This window comes from Streptomyces sp. S4.7 (genome assembly GCF_010384365.1).
Taxonomy (GTDB): domain Bacteria; phylum Actinomycetota; class Actinomycetes; order Streptomycetales; family Streptomycetaceae; genus Streptomyces.
This window is the reverse complement of record NZ_CP048397.1, coordinates 4,861,036-4,882,590: the sequence shown is the minus strand read 5'-3', so window position 1 is coordinate 4,882,590 and position 21,555 is coordinate 4,861,036. Positions and strand designations below refer to the sequence as shown.

Annotated in this window: 17 protein-coding genes and 1 pseudogene; 7 read left to right on the top strand and 11 right to left on the bottom strand. The window is 70.3% G+C overall.

Annotation, left to right across the window (positions count from 1 at the left end; all coding sequences use genetic code 11):
• Positions 1-50 precede the first annotated feature (50 nt).
• Positions 51-389 (top strand): thioredoxin domain-containing protein, encoded by a 339-nt coding sequence (locus tag SSPS47_RS21930; protein WP_164252543.1) that lies wholly within the window; start codon positions 51-53, stop codon positions 387-389.
• Between the two features lie 372 nt (positions 390-761).
• On the opposite strand, the gene SSPS47_RS21925 is transcribed toward SSPS47_RS21930, so the two are convergent.
• The 5 genes from SSPS47_RS21925 to SSPS47_RS21905 all read right to left on the bottom strand — a co-directional run bounded on the left by SSPS47_RS21925 (position 762) and on the right by SSPS47_RS21905 (position 9,832).
• The gene (locus SSPS47_RS21925) at positions 762-3,134 is read right to left on the bottom strand and encodes a galactose oxidase-like domain-containing protein (RefSeq protein ID WP_164254833.1); all 2,373 of its coding nucleotides are present in this window, start codon (positions 3,132-3,134) and stop codon (positions 762-764) included.
• Between the two features lie 65 nt (positions 3,135-3,199).
• Entirely contained in the window at positions 3,200-4,477 is a 1,278-nt protein-coding gene (locus tag SSPS47_RS21920; RefSeq protein ID WP_164252542.1) for a glycosyltransferase family 2 protein, read from the bottom strand.
• Positions 4,474-6,045 carry a phospholipid carrier-dependent glycosyltransferase gene (locus SSPS47_RS21915; protein WP_164254831.1) on the bottom strand — a complete coding sequence of 524 codons (1,572 nt, stop codon included), beginning with the start codon at positions 6,043-6,045 and terminating at the stop codon, positions 4,474-4,476. The genes SSPS47_RS21920 and SSPS47_RS21915 overlap by 4 nt, the downstream gene beginning before the upstream one ends.
• Positions 6,046-6,299: 254 nt before the next feature.
• Complete coding sequence (locus SSPS47_RS21910; protein WP_147874146.1) at positions 6,300-7,556, bottom strand: glycosyltransferase; 1,257 nt, start codon at positions 7,554-7,556, stop codon at positions 6,300-6,302.
• Positions 7,557-7,783: 227 nt separating this feature from the next.
• Positions 7,784-9,832, bottom strand: coding sequence for a thioredoxin domain-containing protein (locus SSPS47_RS21905; protein WP_164252541.1), 2,049 nt, complete (start codon positions 9,830-9,832; stop codon positions 7,784-7,786).
• Positions 9,833-9,994: 162 nt separating this feature from the next.
• Here SSPS47_RS21905 and SSPS47_RS21900 point away from each other — a divergent pair, with 162 nt between their 5' ends.
• Positions 9,995-10,561, top strand: coding sequence for a Uma2 family endonuclease (locus SSPS47_RS21900; RefSeq protein ID WP_164252540.1), 567 nt, complete (start codon positions 9,995-9,997; stop codon positions 10,559-10,561).
• A gap of 121 nt (positions 10,562-10,682) precedes the next feature.
• Here SSPS47_RS21900 and SSPS47_RS21895 read toward each other — a convergent pair whose 3' ends face one another.
• Positions 10,683-11,195, bottom strand: a complete 513-nt coding sequence (locus SSPS47_RS21895) for a hypothetical protein (protein WP_239065014.1) — start codon at positions 11,193-11,195, stop codon at positions 10,683-10,685.
• A gap of 343 nt (positions 11,196-11,538) precedes the next feature.
• Between SSPS47_RS21895 and SSPS47_RS21890 the strand changes: the two genes are divergently transcribed.
• Both SSPS47_RS21890 and SSPS47_RS21885 read left to right on the top strand, forming a co-directional pair.
• Positions 11,539-12,255 carry an ATP-dependent Clp protease proteolytic subunit gene (locus tag SSPS47_RS21890; RefSeq protein ID WP_164252539.1) on the top strand — a complete coding sequence of 239 codons (717 nt, stop codon included), beginning with the start codon at positions 11,539-11,541 and terminating at the stop codon, positions 12,253-12,255.
• Positions 12,252-12,863: an ATP-dependent Clp protease proteolytic subunit gene (locus SSPS47_RS21885; RefSeq protein ID WP_164252538.1), complete on the top strand. Its 612-nt coding sequence runs from the start codon at positions 12,252-12,254 to the stop codon at positions 12,861-12,863. The genes SSPS47_RS21890 and SSPS47_RS21885 overlap by 4 nt, the downstream gene beginning before the upstream one ends.
• Before the next feature lie 77 nt (positions 12,864-12,940).
• Here the strand turns inward: SSPS47_RS21885 and SSPS47_RS21880 are convergent, their stop codons facing one another.
• A complete protein-coding gene (locus SSPS47_RS21880; protein WP_164252537.1) occupies positions 12,941-13,303 on the bottom strand; it encodes a helix-turn-helix transcriptional regulator in 363 nt (120 codons plus the stop codon).
• 350 nt (positions 13,304-13,653) lie between these two features.
• Between SSPS47_RS21880 and SSPS47_RS21875 the strand changes: the two genes are divergently transcribed.
• On the top strand, positions 13,654-16,866 hold the full coding sequence (locus SSPS47_RS21875; protein WP_203557896.1) for a tetratricopeptide repeat protein: 3,213 nt from the start codon (positions 13,654-13,656) through the stop codon (positions 16,864-16,866).
• A gap of 333 nt (positions 16,867-17,199) precedes the next feature.
• On the opposite strand, the gene SSPS47_RS21870 is transcribed toward SSPS47_RS21875, so the two are convergent.
• The gene (locus SSPS47_RS21870) at positions 17,200-17,427 is read right to left on the bottom strand and encodes a hypothetical protein (RefSeq protein WP_164252535.1); all 228 of its coding nucleotides are present in this window, start codon (positions 17,425-17,427) and stop codon (positions 17,200-17,202) included.
• Between the two features lies 1 nt (position 17,428).
• Positions 17,429-18,310, bottom strand: a complete 882-nt coding sequence (mca, locus tag SSPS47_RS21865; protein WP_164252534.1) for a mycothiol conjugate amidase Mca — start codon at positions 18,308-18,310, stop codon at positions 17,429-17,431.
• 84 nt (positions 18,311-18,394) lie between these two features.
• On the opposite strand from mca, the gene SSPS47_RS21860 reads away from it, so the two are divergent.
• On the top strand, positions 18,395-18,805 hold the full coding sequence (locus tag SSPS47_RS21860; protein ID WP_164252533.1) for a DUF4307 domain-containing protein: 411 nt from the start codon (positions 18,395-18,397) through the stop codon (positions 18,803-18,805).
• 218 nt (positions 18,806-19,023) lie between these two features.
• A complete protein-coding gene (gene greA / locus SSPS47_RS21855; RefSeq protein ID WP_147874166.1) occupies positions 19,024-19,521 on the top strand; it encodes a transcription elongation factor GreA in 498 nt (165 codons plus the stop codon).
• 47 nt (positions 19,522-19,568) lie between these two features.
• On the opposite strand, the pseudogene SSPS47_RS21850 reads toward greA, so the two are convergent.
• Positions 19,569-20,201, bottom strand: a pseudogene (locus tag SSPS47_RS21850) (ABC transporter permease); the annotation flags it as partial.
• Between the two features lie 245 nt (positions 20,202-20,446).
• Positions 20,447-21,253, bottom strand: a complete 807-nt coding sequence (locus tag SSPS47_RS21845; RefSeq protein WP_164252531.1) for an ABC transporter permease — start codon at positions 21,251-21,253, stop codon at positions 20,447-20,449.
• Positions 21,254-21,555: the final 302 nt, after the last annotated feature.

Here is a 21,555-nt window from a genome sequence, read left to right as displayed (position 1 = left end):
ACAAGGAGGCGCCCACTGCCTCGCACCGAGTGGAGCGTCAGCAAGTGCCGATGGCGAACAGGGTCCAACGACCGCATGAGGAAGCCGAGTTCGAGTTCATCCTGGCGAGGGCGGACGTGCCGGTGCTCGCGTACTTCCACGGGGTGTGGCCCAAGGCCGCGGCAGCGTGCAAGGAAATGGACGCCCTGGTACGGGAGGTGGCCGACGTCTGCCAGGGCCGACTGATCGTCGTTCGGGCCGACATCGCAAGGTGCCCCGGCCCCGTACGGCGGTACGGCGTCACCGGCGCGCCCTCCTTGGTGCTGATCGATCGGGGCGGGGCGACGGCGGCCGGGAGCGGTCCGATGTCCAGGACAGCCCTCGGGGAGTTCCTGGACGCCCACCTGTGAGCAGGCCGCAGCCGCGCGTCGGTGGAGTGAGCCACCCCCGTGATCACGGAACGGCGGCTGTACCGGCGGGAGAACGGCGAAACGAAGGTCACGACTGGCATCTCCGCCAGGAATGACCGCCAGCTGTGGTGCACAAGTGGTGCGTGATCTTCGAATGGGATTCGTCAGACCGGCCCAGGACCCGTCTTCCGAGTCCCGCCCGGCCCGCGGGCGGACGGCGCTACTTCGAAGACACGACCCGGGCCGAGCCCCGGGCCGAGACCGGGCCCGCCGGGCAGCCGGTTCGTCCTCGCTCGCCGGACTCGCGTTTCGAGCCCGTCCGGCGAGCGAGGACAGACGCGGCCCACGAGCCGTGCAGCCCGCCGGCGCTCCTCAGGCGCACGCCCTCCCGTCCCCGTCCGGGTCCAGACGCAGCGGGTCGTCCTTGCCGTTGACCTTCAGCGGGCCGTAGCCGTTCGCGGCGAGCCAGTCGCAGCGCGCCCGGGTCACCGTCCTGCCCTTCGTCGCCTTCACCGTCTCCGGGAAGACCGTCGGCACGCACACGTTCGCCGAACCGTAGTGCCGGTCGCAGCCCGAGATCTGCGGGCTCACCGGCACCGAACTCCGCTTCTTCGCGGGCTTCTTGGCGGGCTTCGCCAACTCGCCCGCGAAGTCGTGATGCCCGCCGTGCGCGGACTTCTCCGCCAGCGCCGCCGGGCCGCCCAGCTTCACCCACTCGGCCACCGACGGGACTCCGTTGGCGTCGACCGCGAAGAGCATGTACCACCCGGGCGGCGCCAGATTCGGATTGCCCGTCACATTCAGATCGACGGTGTTCCCGTCGACCGTCAACGGCAGGTCGACGAACCGCTGGTTGGGGTCCGACGAGTGCGTCACCGCCGCCGGACGGATCAACTCGGCCTTGGCGATGGGCCGGTCGACGGTGATCCGCTGCGTGTCGCCGTAGTTCCACTCCGGGTCGATCAGCGAAGTGATCTCCGGCCTCGGCCCCTTGAACAGGTACGGCGGTGTGTAGAGCGACACCTGGTGGTTCCAGGAGCCGTTGCCCGGGTTGTCGCCCGTCGTCATCACCCGGCCGTCGGGGAGCAGGAACGCCGACGAGTGGTAGCCGCGCGCCTCCGGGTCGGTGGCCACCACGTCGTACGTCTCCGTCACCGGGTCGAAGACCGAGGTCGAGAAGACCGGGTTGGCCCGGTTGTGCAGCCCGCCGCCCGTCTCCAGCACCTTGCCGTCGGGCAGCAGCACCGCGGAGCCGTACATCTTGCCCTGCGCACCGGTCTGCGGCTGCGGACCGCCGGGGCCGCCCAGGTCGACGGTGCCCTGCGGCAGCGGCGGCCCGGCACGGTACTGCGGGTTCGGCTCCTTCAGGTCGATGATGTCGGTGAGCCGGTTCGCCTCCGGGTTGGAGTCGATGTTCCCGCCACCGATGGTGAGCACCTTCTGGTCCTGGGCGGGCGGCAGCAGCACGCTCGTCGACTGGTCGCGCTCGTCCTTGTTCCGCAGGCCGGGCACGTCCGTGACGGTGTTGGCGTCGTAGTCGTAGATCGAGGAGCCGGTGCCGGGTGTGCCGTTGCCGAAGGTGTGGCTGCCGGTGTAGAAGAGCCGGCCGTCCTGCATCAGCACCATCGCCGGGTACAGACCCCAGTACGACCAGGTCTGGTTCACCTGCCGGAGCGGCAGCCACTCCTCCTCGGCCGCCGACCACCGCTCGGCCGTCACCGAGCCGGTGGAGTCCTCGCGCAGCCCGCCGAAGGACAGCACGTCACCGTTGCCCATGATCGTGGCGGACGGGTACCAGTGCCCGTCGTTCATGTCGTTGGTCCTGCTGTAGGTCTCGGTGGCCGGGTCGAAGACGTACGAGTCCTTGTAGCCCTGGTAGCCGATGGTGCCGTCCGCCGCGGGATAGCCCTTGTTGCCGCTCATCACCAGCACGCGGCCGTCGGAGAGTTGCACGTGTCCGGAGCAGAACATGTCGTCGGGCGTGGGGATCGTCGTGTACGTCCCGTCCTCCGGGTCGTACACCGCCGAGGTGAAGGTCCCGGCCTCGAACGCCTCCGGGTCGTTGCCGGAACCGGCGATCAGCAGCACCTTGCCGTTGTTGAGGACCACGGAGTGCATGGAGCGCACCGGGTTCTCGGTCTCCAGCACCTCCCAGCGGCCGTCGGCGCAGTCGGCCGCCGTGCCGGTGCACTCCGGGTCGGGCGCGGGGACGGCGACCTCCTCCATGCCGTAGTCGTCCGTGGTGGCGCTGCCGGTGCCGAAGACGGAGACGCCCCAGCTGATCCGGTCGGTGCCGGGCGGCACGACGGGGGTACGGACCTCGGCGCGCTGGTAACCGGCGCTGAGGTCAAGGGCCTTGAGGTCGGTCCAGTACTGCCAGCCGGCCGTCGTGTCGTGCCGGAAGAGCGTGATCGCCGTGTCCGGTGTCGTCGACTTGTACCAGAGGGAGAGGTCGTACTGCTTCCCCTCCTGTACGGCGGGCGCGCACGCCGCCGACTCGGTGACCAGCGCCTTGCGGTCACCGTCGACCCGCCGGCTCAGCTCGACCCTGAGCGCCTTGGTGCCGCTGTGCGCGTCGGCGACGGTGGCGAAGGTGAAGTCGTTGTCACCCCAGCCGGACTGCGACCAGCAGTCCGGCATCGCGGCGCCGCCCCCGGCGCCGGGGGTCTCGAAGCCGGGGTTCTTGACGAGGTTGGGGCCGGCGGTGGCGGGCTGCTGGACGCTGAGCAGCAGTCCGGCGGTCATCGCGGTGACGGCGAGCAGCGCGGTACGGCGGCTGCGCCGGGCGGGCGGTCGGCGGAACGGGGTCATCAGCCGCTCCTCCCGGTAGGGGTGGCGGAGACGGTGCGGGAGGCACCGGCACTTTCGGGTCCGGCGGCGGCGTCGGCGGCGTCGGCGGTGCGTCCGCGCGAGCGGCCCCACTTGCGCTTCGGCAGGTACACCAGCGCCTCGGTCCCCGCGAACCGCAGCACGAACGTCGCGAGCAGCGCCAGCACCGTCGCGGGCATGACCTCCACCCCGAACTCCCCCACGAGCAGGGCGATCAGCGGAATCCGGAGGAGCAGATCGGCGTTGGCGAGGAGCGCGAAGCGCCCCACCCGGTCCGCCCAGTGCCGGTGGCCCCGCCGGCCGCGGAACAGCAGAAGTTCGATGAGGACGAAGTTCCACGCCACCCCGAACTGGTTGGCGACGATCTCGGCCGGCAGATAGTGCATGCCCGCGCCCGTCAGCCCGTACAGCGCGAGGAGGTTCGGTACGAAGCCGGTCAGTCCGATCAGTCCGAAGGCCACCATCCGGGCGAGGGGCGACGCCGTGCGCAGTTCGACGAGATGCCGCAGGAACCGCATCCCTTCCCTGGCCGTCGACTTGGACTCACCCGCGAACCGGTCGCGGAAGACGAACGGCACCTCCGCGACCTGCTGCGGCCGGCACCGTACGGCCAGTTCGAGAAGGATCTTGTAGCCCAGCGGGCGCAGCGCGTCCGCGGTGACGGCGCTGCGGCGGATGGCGAAGAAGCCGCTCATCGGGTCGCTGATGCCGCGCAGCCGGCGCGGGAAGAGGCCCTTGGTGAGCCAGGTGGCGGCGCGGGAGACGGCGACGCGGTAGCCGCCGGCGAGTCCGGCCCTGCTGCCGCCGTCGACGTACCGGCTGGCGACCACGAGATCGGCACAGGAGCGCTCACCGGCGGCAACCAACTCCGGTACCAGGGACGGCGGATGCTGGAGGTCTGCGTCCATGACGACGATCCATTCGGAGCAGGCGGTGCGCAGCCCTTCGACGACCGCGCCGCCGAGGCCGCCGACCGGTTCGTCGCGGTGGATGACGGCGACGGGGAACGGGCAGTCCTGCGCGGCCTCCTCGATCGCCTCCGGGGTGCCGTCCGTGGAGTCGTCCACGAACAGCACCTCGCACGGCAGCCTGGACGGTACGGACTCCGTCAGCTGCCGCAGCAACTCCCGTACGTTCGCGGCCTCGTTGAACGTGGGGATGATGACGGTGACAGCACCCGGCTCGGCGACGGCCGTCGACTCCAGCTCCGCGTCGCCGAGTTCGCCGGTCCCCCGCGGGGGGACAGGAAGAATGCTCATCGTTCGCCTCCCGCGACGTTTGTGATCCGGCGGATCTCGATCCGGTCCTCGCCGTCCCCGAAGACGGCCACGGCTCTGGAATGGTTGAGCGCGTCGCGCACTCGTGGCAGGTCACGGGCGTCGCGCCGGACGGTCGGTGACGCCACGACGTAGTCGATGTCGCGCCAGCCGCCGGGCATCGTCTTCGTCACGGCGGGGTCCAGGTCGGCCTTGTAGAACCAGATGGCGCCGAGACCCGGCCGGTATCCCGCGTGCACCAGGTCCAGCCACATCGCGTCGTCCACGAGGACGCGGGTGCCGGCCGGGTCGGGCACCTCGGTCGCCATCCAGGAGGCGGCGGCCCGGTAGGGGGCGTTGGCGTCTGTGGTCAGGGCGGTGCGGTTGCCGTCGTACCAGCGGGGTGCGACGTACGCGACGGAGGCGGCCACGAGCGCGACGACGGCCGTCCACCGTACGGCGGTCAGTCCCCGTGGCTCGTCCGGCCCGCGTCCTCTGCGCAGCAGCGCGTGCGAGACGCTGGCCGCGCCCCCCGCGAGCATCAGGGCGAGGAACGGCAGACCCTGGATGACGTACATCGCCGGGAGGTAGCCGGAGGGGCGCATCGCGACGGCGGTGAGTATCGCGACGGCCAGGGCGGGGCCGGCGAGTGCCCGCCCGGTGACGGACCAGCGGACGGTCAGGAGCAGCAGGAGCGCACCGGCCATCCCGCCGAGCAGCAGGATCCGGTCGTAGTAGAGCCATGACCGCAGGACGCCGTGCGAGCCGGATCCCGAGTCGAGTACGAAGCCGGAGCCGGGCCTGCTCATCTGGTACATGACGCCGTCCCACAGCGACACATGGCCGTCGCCGGGCAGCAACTCGCCCTTGAGCAGGGCGAAGAGAGGGTACGAGAGGCCGATGACCGCGCAGGCCGTGATGGCTCCGGTGACCGCGAACTTACGGGTGTCGGGGTGGCCGTTGCGCCACATCGTCACCAGCACGGCCGGCAGCACGATGAGCATCGTCTCCTTGGTGAGCACCCCGACGGCGGCGGCGATCCCGGCGGCGAAGTGGTGCCACAGGTGCCGGTTGGGCGACGCCGCCAGACAGAAGGCGAGCAGCATCCACATGACGGCGATGTTGTCGAGGAAGATCTCCCGTTGCAGCACGACCGAGAGCGGGGAGAGCCCGAACAGTGCCATCGCAAGTCCGGCGGCCCAGCGCGGCAGCCACAGACGCCGGGCCAGTATGTAGAGCAGTACCGCGCTCGCCGCGCTGACCAGCAGCATCGCGAAGCGCATGGCGCCGACGGTCATCGATTCCGGGGCGACGAGCGAGGGCAGCCAGGTGAGCGCGGCTATCTGGATCCAGCCGAGCGGCGGGTGGTCGTACCAGTAGGTGTAGTGGGCGAGTCCGTCGCCCTGTTGGACGGCCCACGCCTGGGCGAGATAGGTGCCCTCGTCGTCGCTGAGGGTCGGGTAGTGCTGGATGTTCCAGCCCTGGACGGCCATGATCACCAGGAGCAGGGCGGCGCAGAGGACCAGATCGGCGCGCGAGGTACGGAAGCGGACGACGGGCCGTATGAGCAACCGCCGCTTGTCGAGCGGCCGTTGGTCGGGTCGGAGCTGGTCGGGTCGGAGCTGGTCGGGTCGGAGCTGGTCGGGGCGCTGTTGGCCGAGTGACCGTTGGTCGAGTTGCCCTTGGTCACCCGACCCGGCCGGGCCCGGTGCGGGTCCGGTGCCGGGGGCGGTCGTCCTGCCCGGGGCAGGGGGGATCTTCGCGGGGGCGGTTTCGGTGGTCCGGCCGGTGGCCGTCTCCGTCGCCTCCGCGGGGAGGATCGAGGTCACGCGTGGATGTCCTCTCGGGTGAGATGCGCGCCGACATGGCTGGTCAGCTCCCAGTCACGGCGGCCGCGCTGCTCGCGCCAGACGGCGCGGACGGCGGCACCGGCCAGGAGCACCTGATAGAAGGGGCCGCCGACGACGAGCTTGAGATAGTGCGTGACACGGACCTTGAGCCCGTACTGCTTGCCGAAGTCGTGGAGTCCTACGAGCTCGAACACGAAGGTCACCAGCGCGGTGACGGCCGGCAGGAAGGTGACGAAGGCGATCCCGACAGGTACGTCGAGGAAGAGCGCGATGGCCACGTTGAGCGGGATGACGACGCCGGTGGTCGCCTGGAAGAAGGGTGTCATCAGCGTGTAGCGGGCGAGCAACCGCTGCCCTGGCGTGGGCAGTTGGCGCCAGTCGTTCTTCCGGTAGACCTGGAGGAAGCCCTGGTTCCAGCGGGTGCGCTGTTTCAGCAGCGACACCAGCGAGTCGGGCGTCTCCTCGCGGGTGACCATGTCGGAGTCGTAGGCGACGACGACCTTCTTGCCGATGCTGGAGAGCCGTACGCCCAGGTCGCAGTCCTCGGCGAGGCAGTCGGGGTCCCAGCCGCCCGCGGCGCGCAGCACGTCGGTGCGGACGAAGACGGTGTTGCCGCCCAGCGGGATGAAGCCCTTCTGCGCGTGCAGGTGCAGCCTGCTGCGGAACCAGAAGAAGTACTCCAGGCAGTTGCGCAGGCTGTACCAGCTGGAGTGGAAGTTGATCAGCTGGACGCCGCCCTGGACGACGTCGGCGCCGGTGGAGCGGAAGGCGTGGTCGACATGGGTGAGCAGCTCCGGGTGGACCTGGTCCTCGGCGTCGAAGACCCCCACCACCTCGCCGTTGCAGTGCGGCAGCGCCGTGTTCAGCGCCTTGGGCTTGTTCTTCGCGAGATGGGTGTCGACGACGACCCGGACCCGGGCGGGGTCGCGGGCGGCGGCCCGCTCGGCGACCTCCGCGGTCTCGGGGTCGTCGTGTCCGACGATGACGATGATCTCGAAACTGGAGTGGCTGGATTCCAGCAGCCGCTCGATGGTGTGCTCAAGGACCGCCTGTTCATGACGGGCGGGCAGGAGCAGCGAGAACGAACGCGCCGGCCCCCCGTCCGGCCGGTCGAATCGTGTCGCCGCCAGCGTCTCCGGCGTACGCCACGCGTGCATCTGCCACCACAGCGTGAACGCCGCCATCCAGAACAGCGCCAGCGAAACGGCAGCGATGAATACGGACGTGACCACATGGCCCCCCTCGGCCAAGGGTGAACCGCGGCAAGGCCCCCCTGGCCGCCGGTCCCCCCGGTATCACCCTGTACGCATGCCCCCCATGCGCACTTACTGCGTGCCCTTCGTGATGAAGATAGGGGGGAAGTGTGACGACAGAGGGGCCAATTCGATGAACTCTGTAATTACGTCCGATTTTGCATGCTTCACAACCGGCCCGAACTGTGCCTCGGGCGCGGTCGTTGCTACAGGCGTACGGTCAACTGCTCGGCCAGCGCGTCCACTTCGGTGGTCGGGACCGAGCAGACGAAGTTCCGGCACACATACGCGGCGGCCCGCCCGTCGACCAGCGGCCGGTCCGCGAGCAGCGGGAACTCCGGCTCGCCGGACGCCTCCCGGGCCGTCGGCTCACCGACCGCGACGACGGCTCCCGGCGCCGTCCCGAGCAGCGCCGTACGGTGCAGCCCAGCCGTCGCGGCGTCACCGCGCGGACCCACCACGGCGACTTCGCGCGGCCCGTCGAGCAGCGCCTCGGCGACGGCGAGACCCCAGCCGATGAAGCGCGGGGCGCGCGGACCGAGGGCCTTGACGACGCCGAGTGCCCCCTCGGCGGCGGTGCGGTGGGCCGCCGAGCCGGTGTGGGCGGCGTACGAGAGCAGGGCTCCGGCGGCCGAGGTCCAGCCGGACGGGGTGGCGTTGTCCGTCGGGTCCTGGGGCCGGCGGATCAGCGGCTCGGCGTCGTGCGCCGTGTCGTACAGGGCGCCGCCCTCGCCGGTGAACCGCTCGATGACGGTGTCGAGGAGGAATCCCGCGAAGTCGAGCCACACGCCTTCGCCGGTCACCCCGGCGAGCGTCAGGAAGCCCTCGGCGACATCGCCGTAGTCCTCCAGCACACCGGCGTTGGCCCCGACGCGGCCGTCCCTGGAGGTACGGGCCAGCCGTGTCGTCTCGTCCATGTGCACCCGCACGACCAGATCCGCGGCTTCGGTCGCCCGTTCGACGAGATCCGGCCGTTCGAAGTACGCGCCGGTCTCGGCGAGCGCGGCGATCGCGAGCCCGTTCCAGGCTGCGACGACCTTGTCGTCCCGCTCCGGGCGGGGCCGGGTGTCACGGGCCGCGAGAAGCCGCTGCCGTACGGAATCGACCCGCGCCGCGTCCACGACCCCTTCGCCCTGCGGGAGTTGGAGGACGGAGGCGCCTTCCTCGAAGGTGCCTTCCCCGGTCACGCCGTAGTACCGGGCGGCGAACTCCGCGTCCGCCTCGCCGAGTACGTCCGTGAGCTGTCCGGGTGTCCAGGCGTAGTACGCGCCCTCTCTGTGCCTGCCCGCACCGTCGTCACTGTCGGCGTCCAGCGCGGAGGCGAACCCGCCCTCGGCGGTGCGCAGTTCACGCACCATGAAGTCGGCGGTCTCCAGCGCGACCCGCCGCGCGAGATCGGAACCGGTGGACCGCCACAGCCGCGCGTACGTGCGGCAGAGCAGGGCGTTGTCGTAGAGCATCTTCTCGAAGTGCGGAACCACCCACTCGCGGTCGACCGAGTAGCGGGCGAACCCGCCGCCGAGCTGGTCGTAGATCCCGCCGCGTGCCATCGCCTCGCAGGTGTCGGACGCCATCTGGAGCGCGCCCTCGGCCCCGGTGCGGGCGTGGTGGCGGAGCAGGAACTCCACCACCATGCTCGCCGGGAACTTGGGCGCGCCGCCGAAGCCGCCGTGTCTCTGGTCGTAGTCCCGCGTCAGCGCGAGCAGCGCCTGAGCCAGCTCCTCCTCGCCGGGCACGCCCTCGCCCCCGTGTGCGAGGGAGCGCCCGGCGAGTTCTCCCACGATCCGGCCGGCGACCTCACCGACCTCCGCACGCCGGTCGGTCCAGGCGGAGTTGACGCCTTCGAGGACCTGCCGGAAGGACGGCATGCCGTGCCGGGGCGCGGGCGGGAAGTAGGTACCGAAGTAGAACGGCTCCCCCTCCGCGTTGAGGAAGACGGTCATCGGCCACCCACCCTGCCCCGTCGCCGCCTGCACCGCCTCCATATAGACGGCATCGACGTCGGGCCGCTCCTCACGGTCGACCTTGACGCTCACGAAGTGCGCGTTGAGGTACTCCGCCGTGGCCTCGTTCTCGAAGGACTCGTGGGCCATCACATGGCACCAGTGGCACGCGGAGTAGCCAACCGACAGCAGCACGGGCACATCACGCCGCCGGGCTTCCTCGAAAGCCTCCGGCGTCCAGGGCCACCAGTCGACCGGATTGTCTGCGTGCTGAAGCAGATAAGGCGAGGTCACACCAGCCAACCGGTTCATACGCCCCAGCCTCTCACAGTGCCCGACCCACTCGGCCTGCACGCCGTCACATCGCGGAAGGAGCCCATCACGCTCCTGCGGGTCCGGCACCCCGGCGTCACCGGACAGTAGGCTGAACCCAGCAGCGCCGGACCTGTCGAGGCTCCTCGAAGGAGGTACACCATGACCGCCGAGATGGTGGCGCCCGCGTGGATGCATACGCAGATCAGCGCGGAGCAGTACGACTCCTGGTCCGAGGAGCAGTGCGCCGGCATCGAGATCGTGGACGGAATGGTCGTTGTGAGCCCGAGCGCGTCCAAACGGCACAACCGGCTGGCCCGAATCCTGGCCAATGCCCTGGACACCGCCGCGGGCCCGGACTGGAACGCCGACACGGACTTCGACGTCCGCCTGCAGGACGTGCCGCTCACCAACCGCCGTCCGGACGTCACCGTCTACCGGGCGGAGACGATCGACCTCACCCCCACCCGCCCGGAGCATGTACTCCTGGTCGTCGAGGTCGTGTCGCCCGGCTCGGAGACCACCGACCGGATCGTGAAGGTGGACCAGTACGCCAAGGCGGGCATCCCCTTCTACTGGCGGATCGAACAGGCCGCGACCGGTGTCCCGATCATCTACACCTACGTCCTCGACCCCGCCACCAAGGCGTACAGGGACGGCGAGATGTTCACCGGCGTGATCAAGGCCGCCGCGCCCTACTCCGTCACCGTGGATCTGGGAGCCATCTGACGGCGCCGGAAGATCGTTCCCCCGTGACCGAGCACAGGGGCAAGCGACGAATGGGTGCGCCCTCGCCCCCGTGTGCGAGGGAGCACCCTTCGGGTTTCCACCAGGTCGAGCTGTGGGACCGTCAGCAGCCGCCGCAGTTGTAGTAGGTCACGTCCCAGTGGTTGGACTCGTTGTAGTAGATGTTCCCGGAGCCCGACTGCCACTTGCTGCCGCCGATGGACGTGAACGTGCCGGTGATGTAGTTGGTCAGGCAGCTCGACATGGCGAAGTCGAGCTTGTAGCCGTTCCAGTGGCTGTAGGTGCCCGACGCGTGGCCGGTCTCGGTGCCGCCGGTGACGGTCATGGCGCAGCCGGTGGCGCCCTTGAGGGTGATCGCGCCCTGGATCGTCGCGGAGTTCACCTGGTCGAGAGACGTACAGGTCGGGTTGTTGCGGTCCGAACAGCCGCCGCTGGAGCGGATGCCGATTCCGGCGTTGCTGAGCTGGGCGGCGGCGGTGGCGTGGCTGAGCTTGGCCAGCGCGCCGGCGGGGGCCTTGGTGTCGGCGGGGGCGGCCTGGGCCGCCGCGGGGAACGAGAAGAACGCGAGGGCGACGGCGGAGACGCCGACCGCGGCGCTTCTGATGACCTTGTTCACAGTCTTTCCTCTTCGGTGGGGGACGGGGAGGTGCAACTACGCGCGTAGCACGCCAGACCGCACCGATCCCCCACGAATTCTCAACTCGCCCTGACAGAGCGTCAGTTGAGCCTCGCGTGGGTGGCGCCGTCGGTCATGCAGACAAGATTGCACATCTACGCGCGATGCGTAAGACGGTGCAGCAAGTTGCCGGTTGGCCTTCAATCCGGCGCGCCGCTCTGCCGAGAGGAGATCTCCGCACGGCAGAATCGCTCGCCTCCGCCAAAGCCGCGTCCGCAGGGTGGAGTGGACCGGCCGAGGTGGGTGAGCACCCGCCGTCGGGGGCCGGGTCACGGAGGAAGACATGCTCTCGACCGTTCCACGGCTCGCGGCGGCGCAGACCGCCCCGGTGCCGTTCGACGACCAGATCGCCGGCCGCCTTCAGCACGGCAGGATCGTGGTGCTCGGCGAACAGGTGGACGACGCGATCGCCAACCGGATCTGTGCCCAGCTCCTGCTCCTGTCGCAGGAGGACCCCAGGCGCGACATCGTCCTGTTCGTGAACAGCCCGGGTGGCTCCGTCCACGCCGGGATGGCCATCTACGACACCATGCGGTTCATCCCGAACGACGTCGCCACCCTGGCGATGGGCTTCGCGGCCAGCATGGGCCAGTTCCTGCTCTGCGCGGGGACACCCGGCAAGCGCTACGCCCTGCCGAACGCGCGGATCATGATGCACCAGCCGTCCGGCGGGCTCGGCGGGACGGCGGCCGACATCGCCGTACAGGCCGAGAATCTCGCGTACACCAAGCTCACCATGCAGAAGCTGATCGCGGAGCACTGCGGCCAGAGCCTGGAGACGATCGCGGCCGACCAGCGCCGGGACCGGTGGTTCACGGCGGAGCAGGCGAAGGAGTACGGCTTCGTCGACCGCGTCGTACGCGGTGTGGCGGAGCTGGGCGGTGACGCGGCGAGCGGCTTCGGCTTCGAGCCCGCGGGCAGCGCCGGCGGTACGCGCGCCGCCGGCGGTACGCGCGCCGCCGGCGGTGCCCGCACCACGGGCAAGGGGGCCGCGGCATGAGCGGGCAGTACACCGTCCCCGTGGTCGTCGAGCGGACACCGAACGGCGAGCGTTCCTACGACGTCTTCAGCCGGCTGCTCTCCGAGCGGATCATCTTCCTCGGCACGTCGATCGACGACGGCGTCGCGAACGTGGTCATGGCGCAGATGCTCCATCTCGACCACGAGAGCAGCGACATGGACATCTGCCTCTACATCAACTCCCCCGGCGGCTCGGCCACCGGGCTGACCGCGATCTACGACACGATGCAGTTCGTACGGGCGGACGTCGCGACCGTCTGTCTCGGCCAGGCGGGCTCCGGCGCCGCCGTACTCCTCGCGGCGGGCGCGCCCGGCAAACGGACGGCGCTCCAGCACTCGCGGGTGCTGCTGCACCAGCCGTCCACGCAGGGGCAGGGTGAGGCGGCGGACCTGGAGATCCAGGCGGCGGAGGTGCTGCGCACGAGGGCCGAGATCGAGGACATCCTGTCGCACCACACGGGTCAGAGCGTGGAGCGGCTGCGGGAGGACACCGACCGGGACAAGTACTTCACGGCGGCGCAGGCCAAGGAGTACGGCCTGGTGGACGGTGTGATCACCACTCGCGAACTCGCGGAACGCGGCCGGTAGAGCGGGACGAGGGGGCGCGGGGCGGACGGCGGTCCGCCCTCGACCGCCGGACGGGCTCGGTCCGCCCGTCCGGCGGGTCACGCCGCGAGGAGCAGTGCCCCGGTCCCGCCGTCGCGGGCGGAGCGCACCGTGGAGCGGTGCGCGGTCGTCCACGGCGTCGACAGGTCGGAGTGCAGCGCGCCCAACAGGTCGACCAGATGCAGACCGAGCGCGCGGCAGACCGCCGCGAGCACCTCGGACGACGGTTCCTTGCGCCCGCGCTCGATCTCCGAGAGATACGGCAGTGACACCTGCGCCCGGTCGGCGACGTCCTTGAGCGTGCGGCCCTGCCGCAGCCGGGCCCGGCGCAGCGCGGCCCCCACGAGGTCGCGCATCAGCGGATCGTCGGGCCCTTCGTCGCGGCCGGGACCGGGAACGGCACGCAGGACGCCTTCACCCATGGATTCCTCCGTCAGCTGTGGACCGGCACGACACCCGCCGTCCCGAGCGTAAGCCGGGGTCCCTGCCGCGGGCCACGCGCCGGCGCCCCTGACCGGGCTCTTTCCGCCGCGGGCGTAACACGGGCGCCGCGCGGGCAAGACGTACAGGCACCCGTACGCCGAAGTACGGGCACACGTACGCACCGGATACGCGCGCAGGCACCCGGCTCCGGACCGGCGACATCGGCCGCCGCGGGCCCGGCCGGCCGCCTCGCGCTCGCGGGTCTCGCGCAGGACACTGGCGCGGGGCCGGATCGCAGGACGGGCCCGGGGCAGGTCAATGCACCGGATGCTCTCGGAGGGGGATGCATATGCGGGACAGCCATCGGACCGAGGCGGAGAAGCTGTTGGTACGCGCCGTCGAGGAAGAGGTGCGGCGCTCCGGCGGACGGATCGACGGCAATGTCCTACTGACGCGCGGGCGGGGCGCGTTGGAGGCGATCGCGGAGTCCGCCGCCGACGAGTACGCGCTGTACGAGGCGGCGTCGGACGAGGCGGAGGCCGCGCGGCGGCCGATGTCGGAGCGGTTCGGCAGGGGCGCGCTCGGAACTCCCGCCCTGGTGGCGGTCGTCGCCGCCGCGTCGGCGGTCGTCGCGGACGTCGCTCTGGGTACGGGCGCGGAGACGGCCGTCGGCACGGGCGTGATCGTCGGCGTCGTCGGCGGGGCGACGGCCGTGGCGAAGGTGGCCTCCAACGGCCACCCGGCGGGACGCGGCGGAGCGGCCGGACAGCCGGGCGACGTCGAGCAGTTGAGGCTCCAGTGGCTGACGGCCCTGGAGGTACGGGGCATCCGCCCGTACCTGGATCAGCAGCGGGTACTGACCCAGGCGACGCGGCGTACGACCAAGAAGCCCACCGTGGTCCCGCAGTTGCGCGGCGCCGACCGCAGTGCCGCCGCCCGCAGGCGCAGTGTGCTGGAGCAGTCCTTCGGTCATCTCCCGCAGTCCGACGGCCCGTTCGCGGGCCGTCGCGAGGCGATCGGGCAGATCGCGCGCTGGGTGCACGCGGCGCGCGCGTCGACGGAGACGAAGCCGACGGTCGTCGTGCTGTACGGCGCGCCGGGGTCCGGCCGGACCACGCTCGCCGTACGGGCGACACACCAGTTGAGGGACCAGTTCCGCGGGGCGTGCGTGGTGGACCTGCGGGGCGGGGACGCGGGCGAGGCGCCGCTGTCGACGCGGGACGCGCTGCTCCATCTGCTGAACCGGCTGGGCGCGCCCCGCGAGCAACTGCTGTTCCGTGAGCGGTCGTCGCCCGAGCAGCAGGTGCGGCGGCTGAGCGAGCTGTACCACCAGCATCTGACCGGTCTGCCGGTGACGATCGTGCTCGACGACGCCTCCGACGCGGAGCAGATCCGCACGCTGGTGCCCGAACGCTCCGACAGTCTGGTGCTGGTGACGTCCCGTCAGCCCGTCGAGCTGCCGGCGGACACCCCGGCGTGGGTGCACCAGTTGCCGGTGGAGGCCCTGGACGGCGCGGGCTGCGAGGAGTTGCTGCGCGCCGCCGGCGAGGAGCCGGTGGGCGGACCCTACGACGCCCAGGCCATCGACAGGATCGGCGAGCTGTGCGGCGGTCTGCCGCTGGCTCTGCGTGTCGCGGGCTCGTCGCTCGGTTCGCGTACGTCGCACCAGCTGGCCACGGATCTGGAGGCGTACGGCCCGGTCGACCCGGCCGAACGGGCGCTGTGGCTGCGCCACACCGACCAGAGCGACCAGGGGCGCAGGCTGCTGCGGCGGCTCGCGCTGGCGGGAAGGGCGTCGCTCGGCGCCGCTGCCGCCGCCGCGCTGCTGGCCACCGACGAGCAGGAGGCCGAGCGGCTGCTGACGGTGCTGTCCCGCGCGGGCCTGATCGACCACGTACGGGCCAGCCGCTACCGGCTCCACGACGTCGTACGGAACTTCGCGCTCGCCCGGCTGCTGGACGAGGAGGAGGCCGCGGACCGCACGGCCGCGCAGGAACGGCTCATCAAGAACTACTCGGAGCTCGCCGACTCGGTGATCCGGCTGGTCGACGGCAAGACGTCCACGCGCGCCGACCAGTTCGGCGGTCACGGCTTCGCCTCGCTCGACGCCGCGCTGCGCTGGCTGGACGACGAGTCGAGCTTCATCACCGCGGCGCTGCGGCACGCGGAGGGTGTCGACCAGGCTGCGGTACTGGCCCTGCTGGGCGCGCTCTGCGACTACTGCCTGCTGCGCGGGGACCTCTACCGGCTCGGTGAGATCAGCGAGTTGACGCAGGCCGTCGACCAGGGGCTGCTGGCCCGTTCCGTGCAGTGGCGTACGGGTATCGCGGCCCGGCAGCTCGGCGAGCTGGACAAGGCGCGCACGACCCTGACGTCGGTGGTCGACCTCTACCGGGAGGCGCATCACGACGCGGGTGTGGCCCGCGCGCTCTGTTCGCTCGGCATCACGCTGCACCACCAGGGCAATCTGACGGAGGCGTCGGCGAAGCTGCGCGAGGCGCTCGACCTCCAGGCCCCGGCCCGGCTCGGGGCCGACCGCGCGTGGACGCTGCACGCGCTGGCCGCGGTGGAACGTGACCGGGCGAATCTCAACGAGGCGGTCGCACTGCTGTCGACGGCGCTGGTCCTGCACCGCGAGGGCGAGTCGCTGCACGGTGAGGCGTGGACGCATTTCCAGCTCGGGCAGGTGTGTCTGCGGCTGGGCGATGTCCCGCTCGCCGAGGCGGAGTTGGGCCAGGCGCTGGACCTGTACGGCCGCACGCGTGACGGCCGCGGCGAGGCGTGGGCGCTGACGCAGCTGGCGCGGGCCCGGCTGGTGGACAACGAACCGGAGTCGGCGGCGGACCAGTTCCGCCAGGCGCTGGCCAGGCACCGGGACAACGAGGACGCGCGCGGCGAGGCGTGGACGCTGTACTACCTGGGCCAGGCGCTGGAGGAGTGCGGCGACGCGGCGCAGGCGGTACGCGAACTGGAGCGGGCACGCTCGATGTTCTCCCGGATGCGCGACGTGTACGGGCTGGCCTGCGCCCGGCACCACTCGGGCCGGGTCACCCGCGACCAGCGGGCGGCGCAGACCGGCAATCTCCGTAACTCCGGCTTCGCCCGGCAGCTGCTGGTCGACGCCCGCGCGGACTTCCGCCGGATCGGTGTCGCGCACGGCGAGGCGTGGACGTGTCTGGAGCTCGCGATCGTGGACGCGGGCAACAGCAAGGCGGTCCAGGCGCTGGCTCTGTGCGACGAGGCGACGGCGCTGTTCACCTCGTACGGCGACCACCGCGGCGCCGACTGGGCCCGCTTCCTGCGCTGCACGCTGCTGCCGTACGGCTCGGCGGGCGGCGTCGAGGTCGGATCGGTGGTGGCGGAGCAGGAACTGGCCGAACTGACGGCGGCGCGGCACGCGACGCGCGACGGCAAGCTGGAGGAGTGCGCGGAGACGTTCGCGGTGATGCTGGAGCGCGGCGTCACGCTGGAGGACGGCTGGCAGGCCTGGCGCCTCGGCATGGTCCCGAACCGCCACGCCCGCGAGGTGATGGGCGTCCCGGTGGAACAGGTCGGCGCCTGACCGACCACCGTCGGCCGGCGGGACGTCCGGGCGCCCCGCCGCGGGCCCGCCGGAGACAACCGCCATCGCGCCGGAAACGCTCAGGGACCGCCCGATCGCCCCGGCGACGGACACGCGGCACCGCGCGGCGGCGGTCGGTGGCCCATCGGGCAGCCGGTCCCGCCCGTCCGGTCCCCTGCCGGCCGGGACCGGCGTTCCAGCGGCGACCGGGTCACCGCTGGAATCGCTCACGCGCCGCCCCACCCGGGCGCACCGCGCGGGGAAGCCCGGCGCTCCCGCTGACCGCGCGCCTTGAAGGGCCGTCGGCGGGTGGAGGGGGGCGGGTCGTCGGTGTTAAGGCGTCGGGTCGCCCACTGGCGCCGCGGGCGCCTTCGTCCCGTCCTCCGGCGTCTCCTCGAAGTCGACCTTGCCCATGTGGCGGTTCATCGACTTCATCAGGAGCCACACCGCGCTCGCCATCACGGCGAAGACGATGAAGCCGAGGACGCCGGGCGTCACCTTGTTCTCGTCCAGCTCCTTCGCGAGCGGGACGAGCTGCGTCACTGCCTGGGTCGCATACATATCAGGCATTGTCGCGGATGCCCGCGAAGAGGTCGCTCTCGGGGAGGGAGGTGTCCACGAGCGACTTCGCCAGCTCGTACTCCTCGGTCGGCCAGACCTCCCGCTGGACGTCCATCGGAACGCGGAACCAGCCGCCGTCCGGGTCGATCTGCGTGGCGTGTGCGACGAGCGCCTTGTCGCGGATCTCGTAGAAGTCGGCGCACGGCACGTGCGTGGTCAGCGTCCGCTCCACGCGCGCGAACTCCTTCCACCGCTCCAGCCAGTCGCCGTACGGGGATTCGAGCCCGCGTGCCAGCAGCGCCTCGTGCAGCGCGACCGTGCGGGGACGGTTGAAGCCCTGGTTGAAGTAGAGCTTCTGCGGCTGCCAGACCGGCCCGAACTCCGCCTCGGGGTACTTCTCCGCGTCCGCCGCCGACTCGAAGGCCACCATCGAGATCTTGTGGGTCATGATGTGGTCGGGGTGCGGGTATCCACCGTTCTCGTCGTACGTCGTGACGACGTGCGGCTTCTGCTCGCGGATCATCCGCACGAGGCGGCCGGCCGCCTCGTCGACGTCCTCCAGTGCGAAGCAGCCCTCGGGGAGCGGCGGCAGCGGGTCGCCCTCGGGCAGGCCCGAGTCGACGTAACCGAGCCAGGACTGACGGACGCCGAGGATCTCCCGGGCCTCGTCCATCTCCTTCTTGCGCACCTCGTGGATGTGCTCCTCGATGTAGGAGTCACCCTGGAGTCTGGGGTTGAGGACGGAGCCGCGCTCGCCTCCGGTGCAGGTAACGACCAGCACGTCCACCCCCTCGGATACGTACTTGGCCATGGTGGCCGCGCCCTTGCTCGACTCGTCGTCGGGGTGGGCGTGCACGGCCATCAAACGCAGCTGGTCAGTCAAGACTCGGTCCTCAGTGATTTGTCGCATCGGGCGGCTTCTATAGTGACGGAATCGAGGCACGGAAAATTCCGGAGGGGAACGATCATGACCGCGGTACGCACACCGGTTCTTCCGGAGGACCGTTACGGTCGCTCGTCGGACGAGCACGCGGACCGCAAGCTCAAGATCGTCGGCTCGGTGCTCGGCGTCGGCCTGCTCGCGCTCGTCGGGTGGTTCGGTTACGACTATGTGGCAGGCCAGAGTGTCTCGGGCGAGCTCATCAAATTCAAGCGGGTATCGGACACCTCCGTCGAGGTGCATCTCGAAGTCCGCAAGGACCGGGACGCGGCCGGCGTGTGCACCCTGCGTTCGCGGGCCGAGGACGGCGCCGAGGTGGGCCGCAAGGACGTCCGTTTCGAGGGTCCCGGGACCCGGATCGACGAGGTCGTCACTGTCCGTACGACCCTGAGCGCGACGAGCGCGGAGCTCGTCGGGTGTACGGCGGACGGCAGCTGACAGGCGTGGTCCACGTCCCGGCCGCCCGGATCCGGGTCTGACCCTCCCCGACTTTCGCCCAGGTTCACCCCGCTGACCTGCGTTGATGTGATTCTGATGCCTTTCGTCCTGCTCTCGCGTCGCGGAATTGTTAGGCTCGTGGTTTCGCCCACCCGAGAAGGCACAATCCTTCTGGGTAGGGCGTTGCTTTGTATTCCCAGTACCTACGAGGAGCACCTGTGACCCAGACCAGCGAGAACGTCACCTGGCTCACCCAGGCGTCGTACAACCAGCTCAAGGCCGAGCTGGAATACCTGTCTGGTCCCGCGCGCGTCGAGATCGCCCAGAAGATCGAGGCCGCCCGCGAGGAGGGGGACCTGAAGGAGAACGGCGGGTACCACGCGGCCAAGGAGGAGCAGGGTAAGCAGGAGCTGCGGGTGCGCCAGCTGACCCAGCTCCTGCAGAACGCCAAGGTGGGCGAGGCTCCGGCGGACGACGGGATCGTGGAGCCGGGCATGGTCGTGACGATCGCGTTCGACGGCGACGAGGACGACACTCTGACGTTCCTGATGGCTTCGCGTGAATACGCGAGCACCGACATCGAGACGTACTCGCCGCAGTCGCCCCTCGGCGTCGGCGTGAACGGCAAGAAGGTCGGCGAGGAAGCGGAGTACGAGCTGCCGAACGGCAACAAGGCCTCGGTGAAGATCCTGGCCGCGAAGCCCTATCAGGACTGAGCGGCGGCGCCGGACGGGCTCGTGGCCCGTCCGGCGCCGAGGAAGTGCTACGCCGTGGCCGAGCGGTAGCGCCGTATGGCCAGGGTGCGGAAGACCACGATGATCAGGACCGACCAGATCAGCGACGCCCAGATCGGGTGCTCCATCGGCCACGCCCCGGTCACCGAGGCCTCGCGGCCCGGGATCGTGTTGCCGAACAGCTCACGCGCCGCCCGCACGGTCGCACTGAAGGGGTTCCACTCCGCGACGTGCTGAAGGAACACCGGCATGCCGTTGACCGGTACGAAGGCGTTGGAGATGAACGTCAGCGGGAAGAGCCAGATCAGCCCGCCGGACGTGGCGGCCTCCGGCGTACGGACGATGAGCCCGATCAGCGCGCCGATCCAGGAGAACGCGTACCCGAGGAAGAACAGCAGCGCGAAACCGGCGAGAACGCTGCCGATGTTCTCGTGCGTGCGCCAGCCGATGAGCAGCGCGACGACAGCGAGGACGACGAGTGTCAGCGCGGTCTGTACGAGGTCGGCGAGCGTACGTCCGGTGAGGACCGCGCCGCGTGCCATGGGCAGTGAGCGGAACCGGTCGATGAGCCCCTTGTGCATGTCGTCGGCGATTCCGGCGCCCGCCGCCGTGGCGAAGGTGACGGTCTGCGCGAAGATGCCCGCCATCAGGAACTCGCGGTAGGCCTGCCCCTTCTCACCCACTGGGTGAGCGCCGGCCGCCCCGGCGTCGACCGCTACGGCCTGAGTGTCGACACGGACGGGGCACACACCCTCTGGCTCGATGAGCCCGCGAACGAAGTGGGAGCGCCCCAAACTCCTTGATGGCCAACCGACCCAAGCGGTCAAGGCCGCGCTGGGCCGATGCCTCGTCACTCGAAAAAGCCGCCGCCCAATGGAAGGCGGGGGGCTTGCTCACGGAGGTGTGATCAACCGGCCGCGCGACGGTACTTACGAACCGCCAGGGTGCGGAAGATGATGACGATCAACGCGGAGTAGATGAGCGTCGCCCATACGGGGTACTGCATGGGCCAAGCGCCGGACTGGGACACGCCGGGATCGCCGAACAACTGGCGGGCCGCCTGCACCGTCGCGCTGAAGGGATTCCAGTCGGCGATGTGCCGCAACCAGGGCGTCATCTGGCTGGAGTCCACGAAGGCGTTCGAGACGAAGGTGACCGGGAACAGCCAGATGATCCCGCCAGACGTCGCGGCCTCCGGGGTCCGCACGGACAGACCAATCAGCGCACCAATCCAGGTGAACGCATACCCAAGGAGGAGTAGGAGGCCGAAGCCCGCCAGGATCTTGCCGACGTTGGTCGGCTCCGCGAAGCCGGGGCGCCAGCCCACAATCAGCGCGACGATCGCCAGCACCAGAAGCGTGATGGCCGTCTGTACGAGGTCGGCCACGGTGCGGCCCGTGAGGACGGCACCGCGGGCCATGGGGAGCGAGCGAAATCGGTCGACGAGGCCCTTCTGCATGTCGTCGGCGATCCCAGCGGCCGATCCGGCGGTGGCGAAGGTGACGGTCTGCGCGAAGATGCCCGCCATCAGGAAGTTCTTGTACACGTCAGCGCTGGTGCTGTTGCCGACGCGGATGGAGCCACCGAAGACGTACGTGAAAAGGACCACGAACATGATCGGCTGGATGATCCCGAAAAGGACCACCTCGGGAATCCTTGTCATCCGAATCAGGTTCCTTCGGGCGATGACCAGAGAGTCAGTCGCGGCGCTCATGCGGCGTACCCATTCCTTGCGCTCAGACGCTGCCCGATGCGCAGCGAGTTGGATTCACGATCAACAAAAATCGGCAAGTCGCTCTTGCGCCCAGCCCTGCGGGGGGGAGCGGCAGTGCCTTCTCCCGCGATACACATCGAATCGCCTCCACTTCAGCGTTCGGCGGTTGCCCTGCTGTCACCTGTGCCTCCTGGAAGGACAGCCCGCACAAGCAGGGGGCGCGTGACTCAAATCACCTAACCGTAAAGTTGCATCCCACTACCCTCCGTATCAGTGTCGCGCCTGTCCAGAGAACGACCATG

What these genes read in the sequence shown, in the direction of transcription:
- SSPS47_RS21920 (WP_164252542.1), bottom strand. Translation starts at nt 4,477, where the DNA reads ATGAGCATTCTTCCTGTCCCCCCGCGGGGGACCGGCGAACTCGGCGAC.
- SSPS47_RS21925 (WP_164254833.1), bottom strand. Translation starts at nt 3,134, where the DNA reads ATGACCGCCGGACTGCTGCTCAGCGTCCAGCAGCCCGCCACCGCCGGC.
- SSPS47_RS21900 (WP_164252540.1), top strand. Translation starts at nt 9,995, where the DNA reads ATGACCGCCGAGATGGTGGCGCCCGCGTGGATGCATACGCAGATCAGC.
- SSPS47_RS21860 (WP_164252533.1), top strand. Translation starts at nt 18,395, where the DNA reads ATGACCGCGGTACGCACACCGGTTCTTCCGGAGGACCGTTACGGTCGC.
- SSPS47_RS21905 (WP_164252541.1), bottom strand. Translation starts at nt 9,832, where the DNA reads ATGAACCGGTTGGCTGGTGTGACCTCGCCTTATCTGCTTCAGCACGCA.
- SSPS47_RS21845 (WP_164252531.1), bottom strand. Translation starts at nt 21,253, where the DNA reads ATGAGCGCCGCGACTGACTCTCTGGTCATCGCCCGAAGGAACCTGATT.
- SSPS47_RS21870 (WP_164252535.1), bottom strand. Translation starts at nt 17,427, where the DNA reads ATGTATGCGACCCAGGCAGTGACGCAGCTCGTCCCGCTCGCGAAGGAG.
- SSPS47_RS21885 (WP_164252538.1), top strand. Translation starts at nt 12,252, where the DNA reads ATGAGCGGGCAGTACACCGTCCCCGTGGTCGTCGAGCGGACACCGAAC.
- SSPS47_RS21880 (WP_164252537.1), bottom strand. Translation starts at nt 13,303, where the DNA reads ATGGGTGAAGGCGTCCTGCGTGCCGTTCCCGGTCCCGGCCGCGACGAA.
- SSPS47_RS21875 (WP_203557896.1), top strand. Translation starts at nt 13,654, where the DNA reads ATGCGGGACAGCCATCGGACCGAGGCGGAGAAGCTGTTGGTACGCGCC.
- SSPS47_RS21890 (WP_164252539.1), top strand. Translation starts at nt 11,539, where the DNA reads ATGCTCTCGACCGTTCCACGGCTCGCGGCGGCGCAGACCGCCCCGGTG.
- SSPS47_RS21930 (WP_164252543.1), top strand. Translation starts at nt 51, where the DNA reads ATGGCGAACAGGGTCCAACGACCGCATGAGGAAGCCGAGTTCGAGTTC.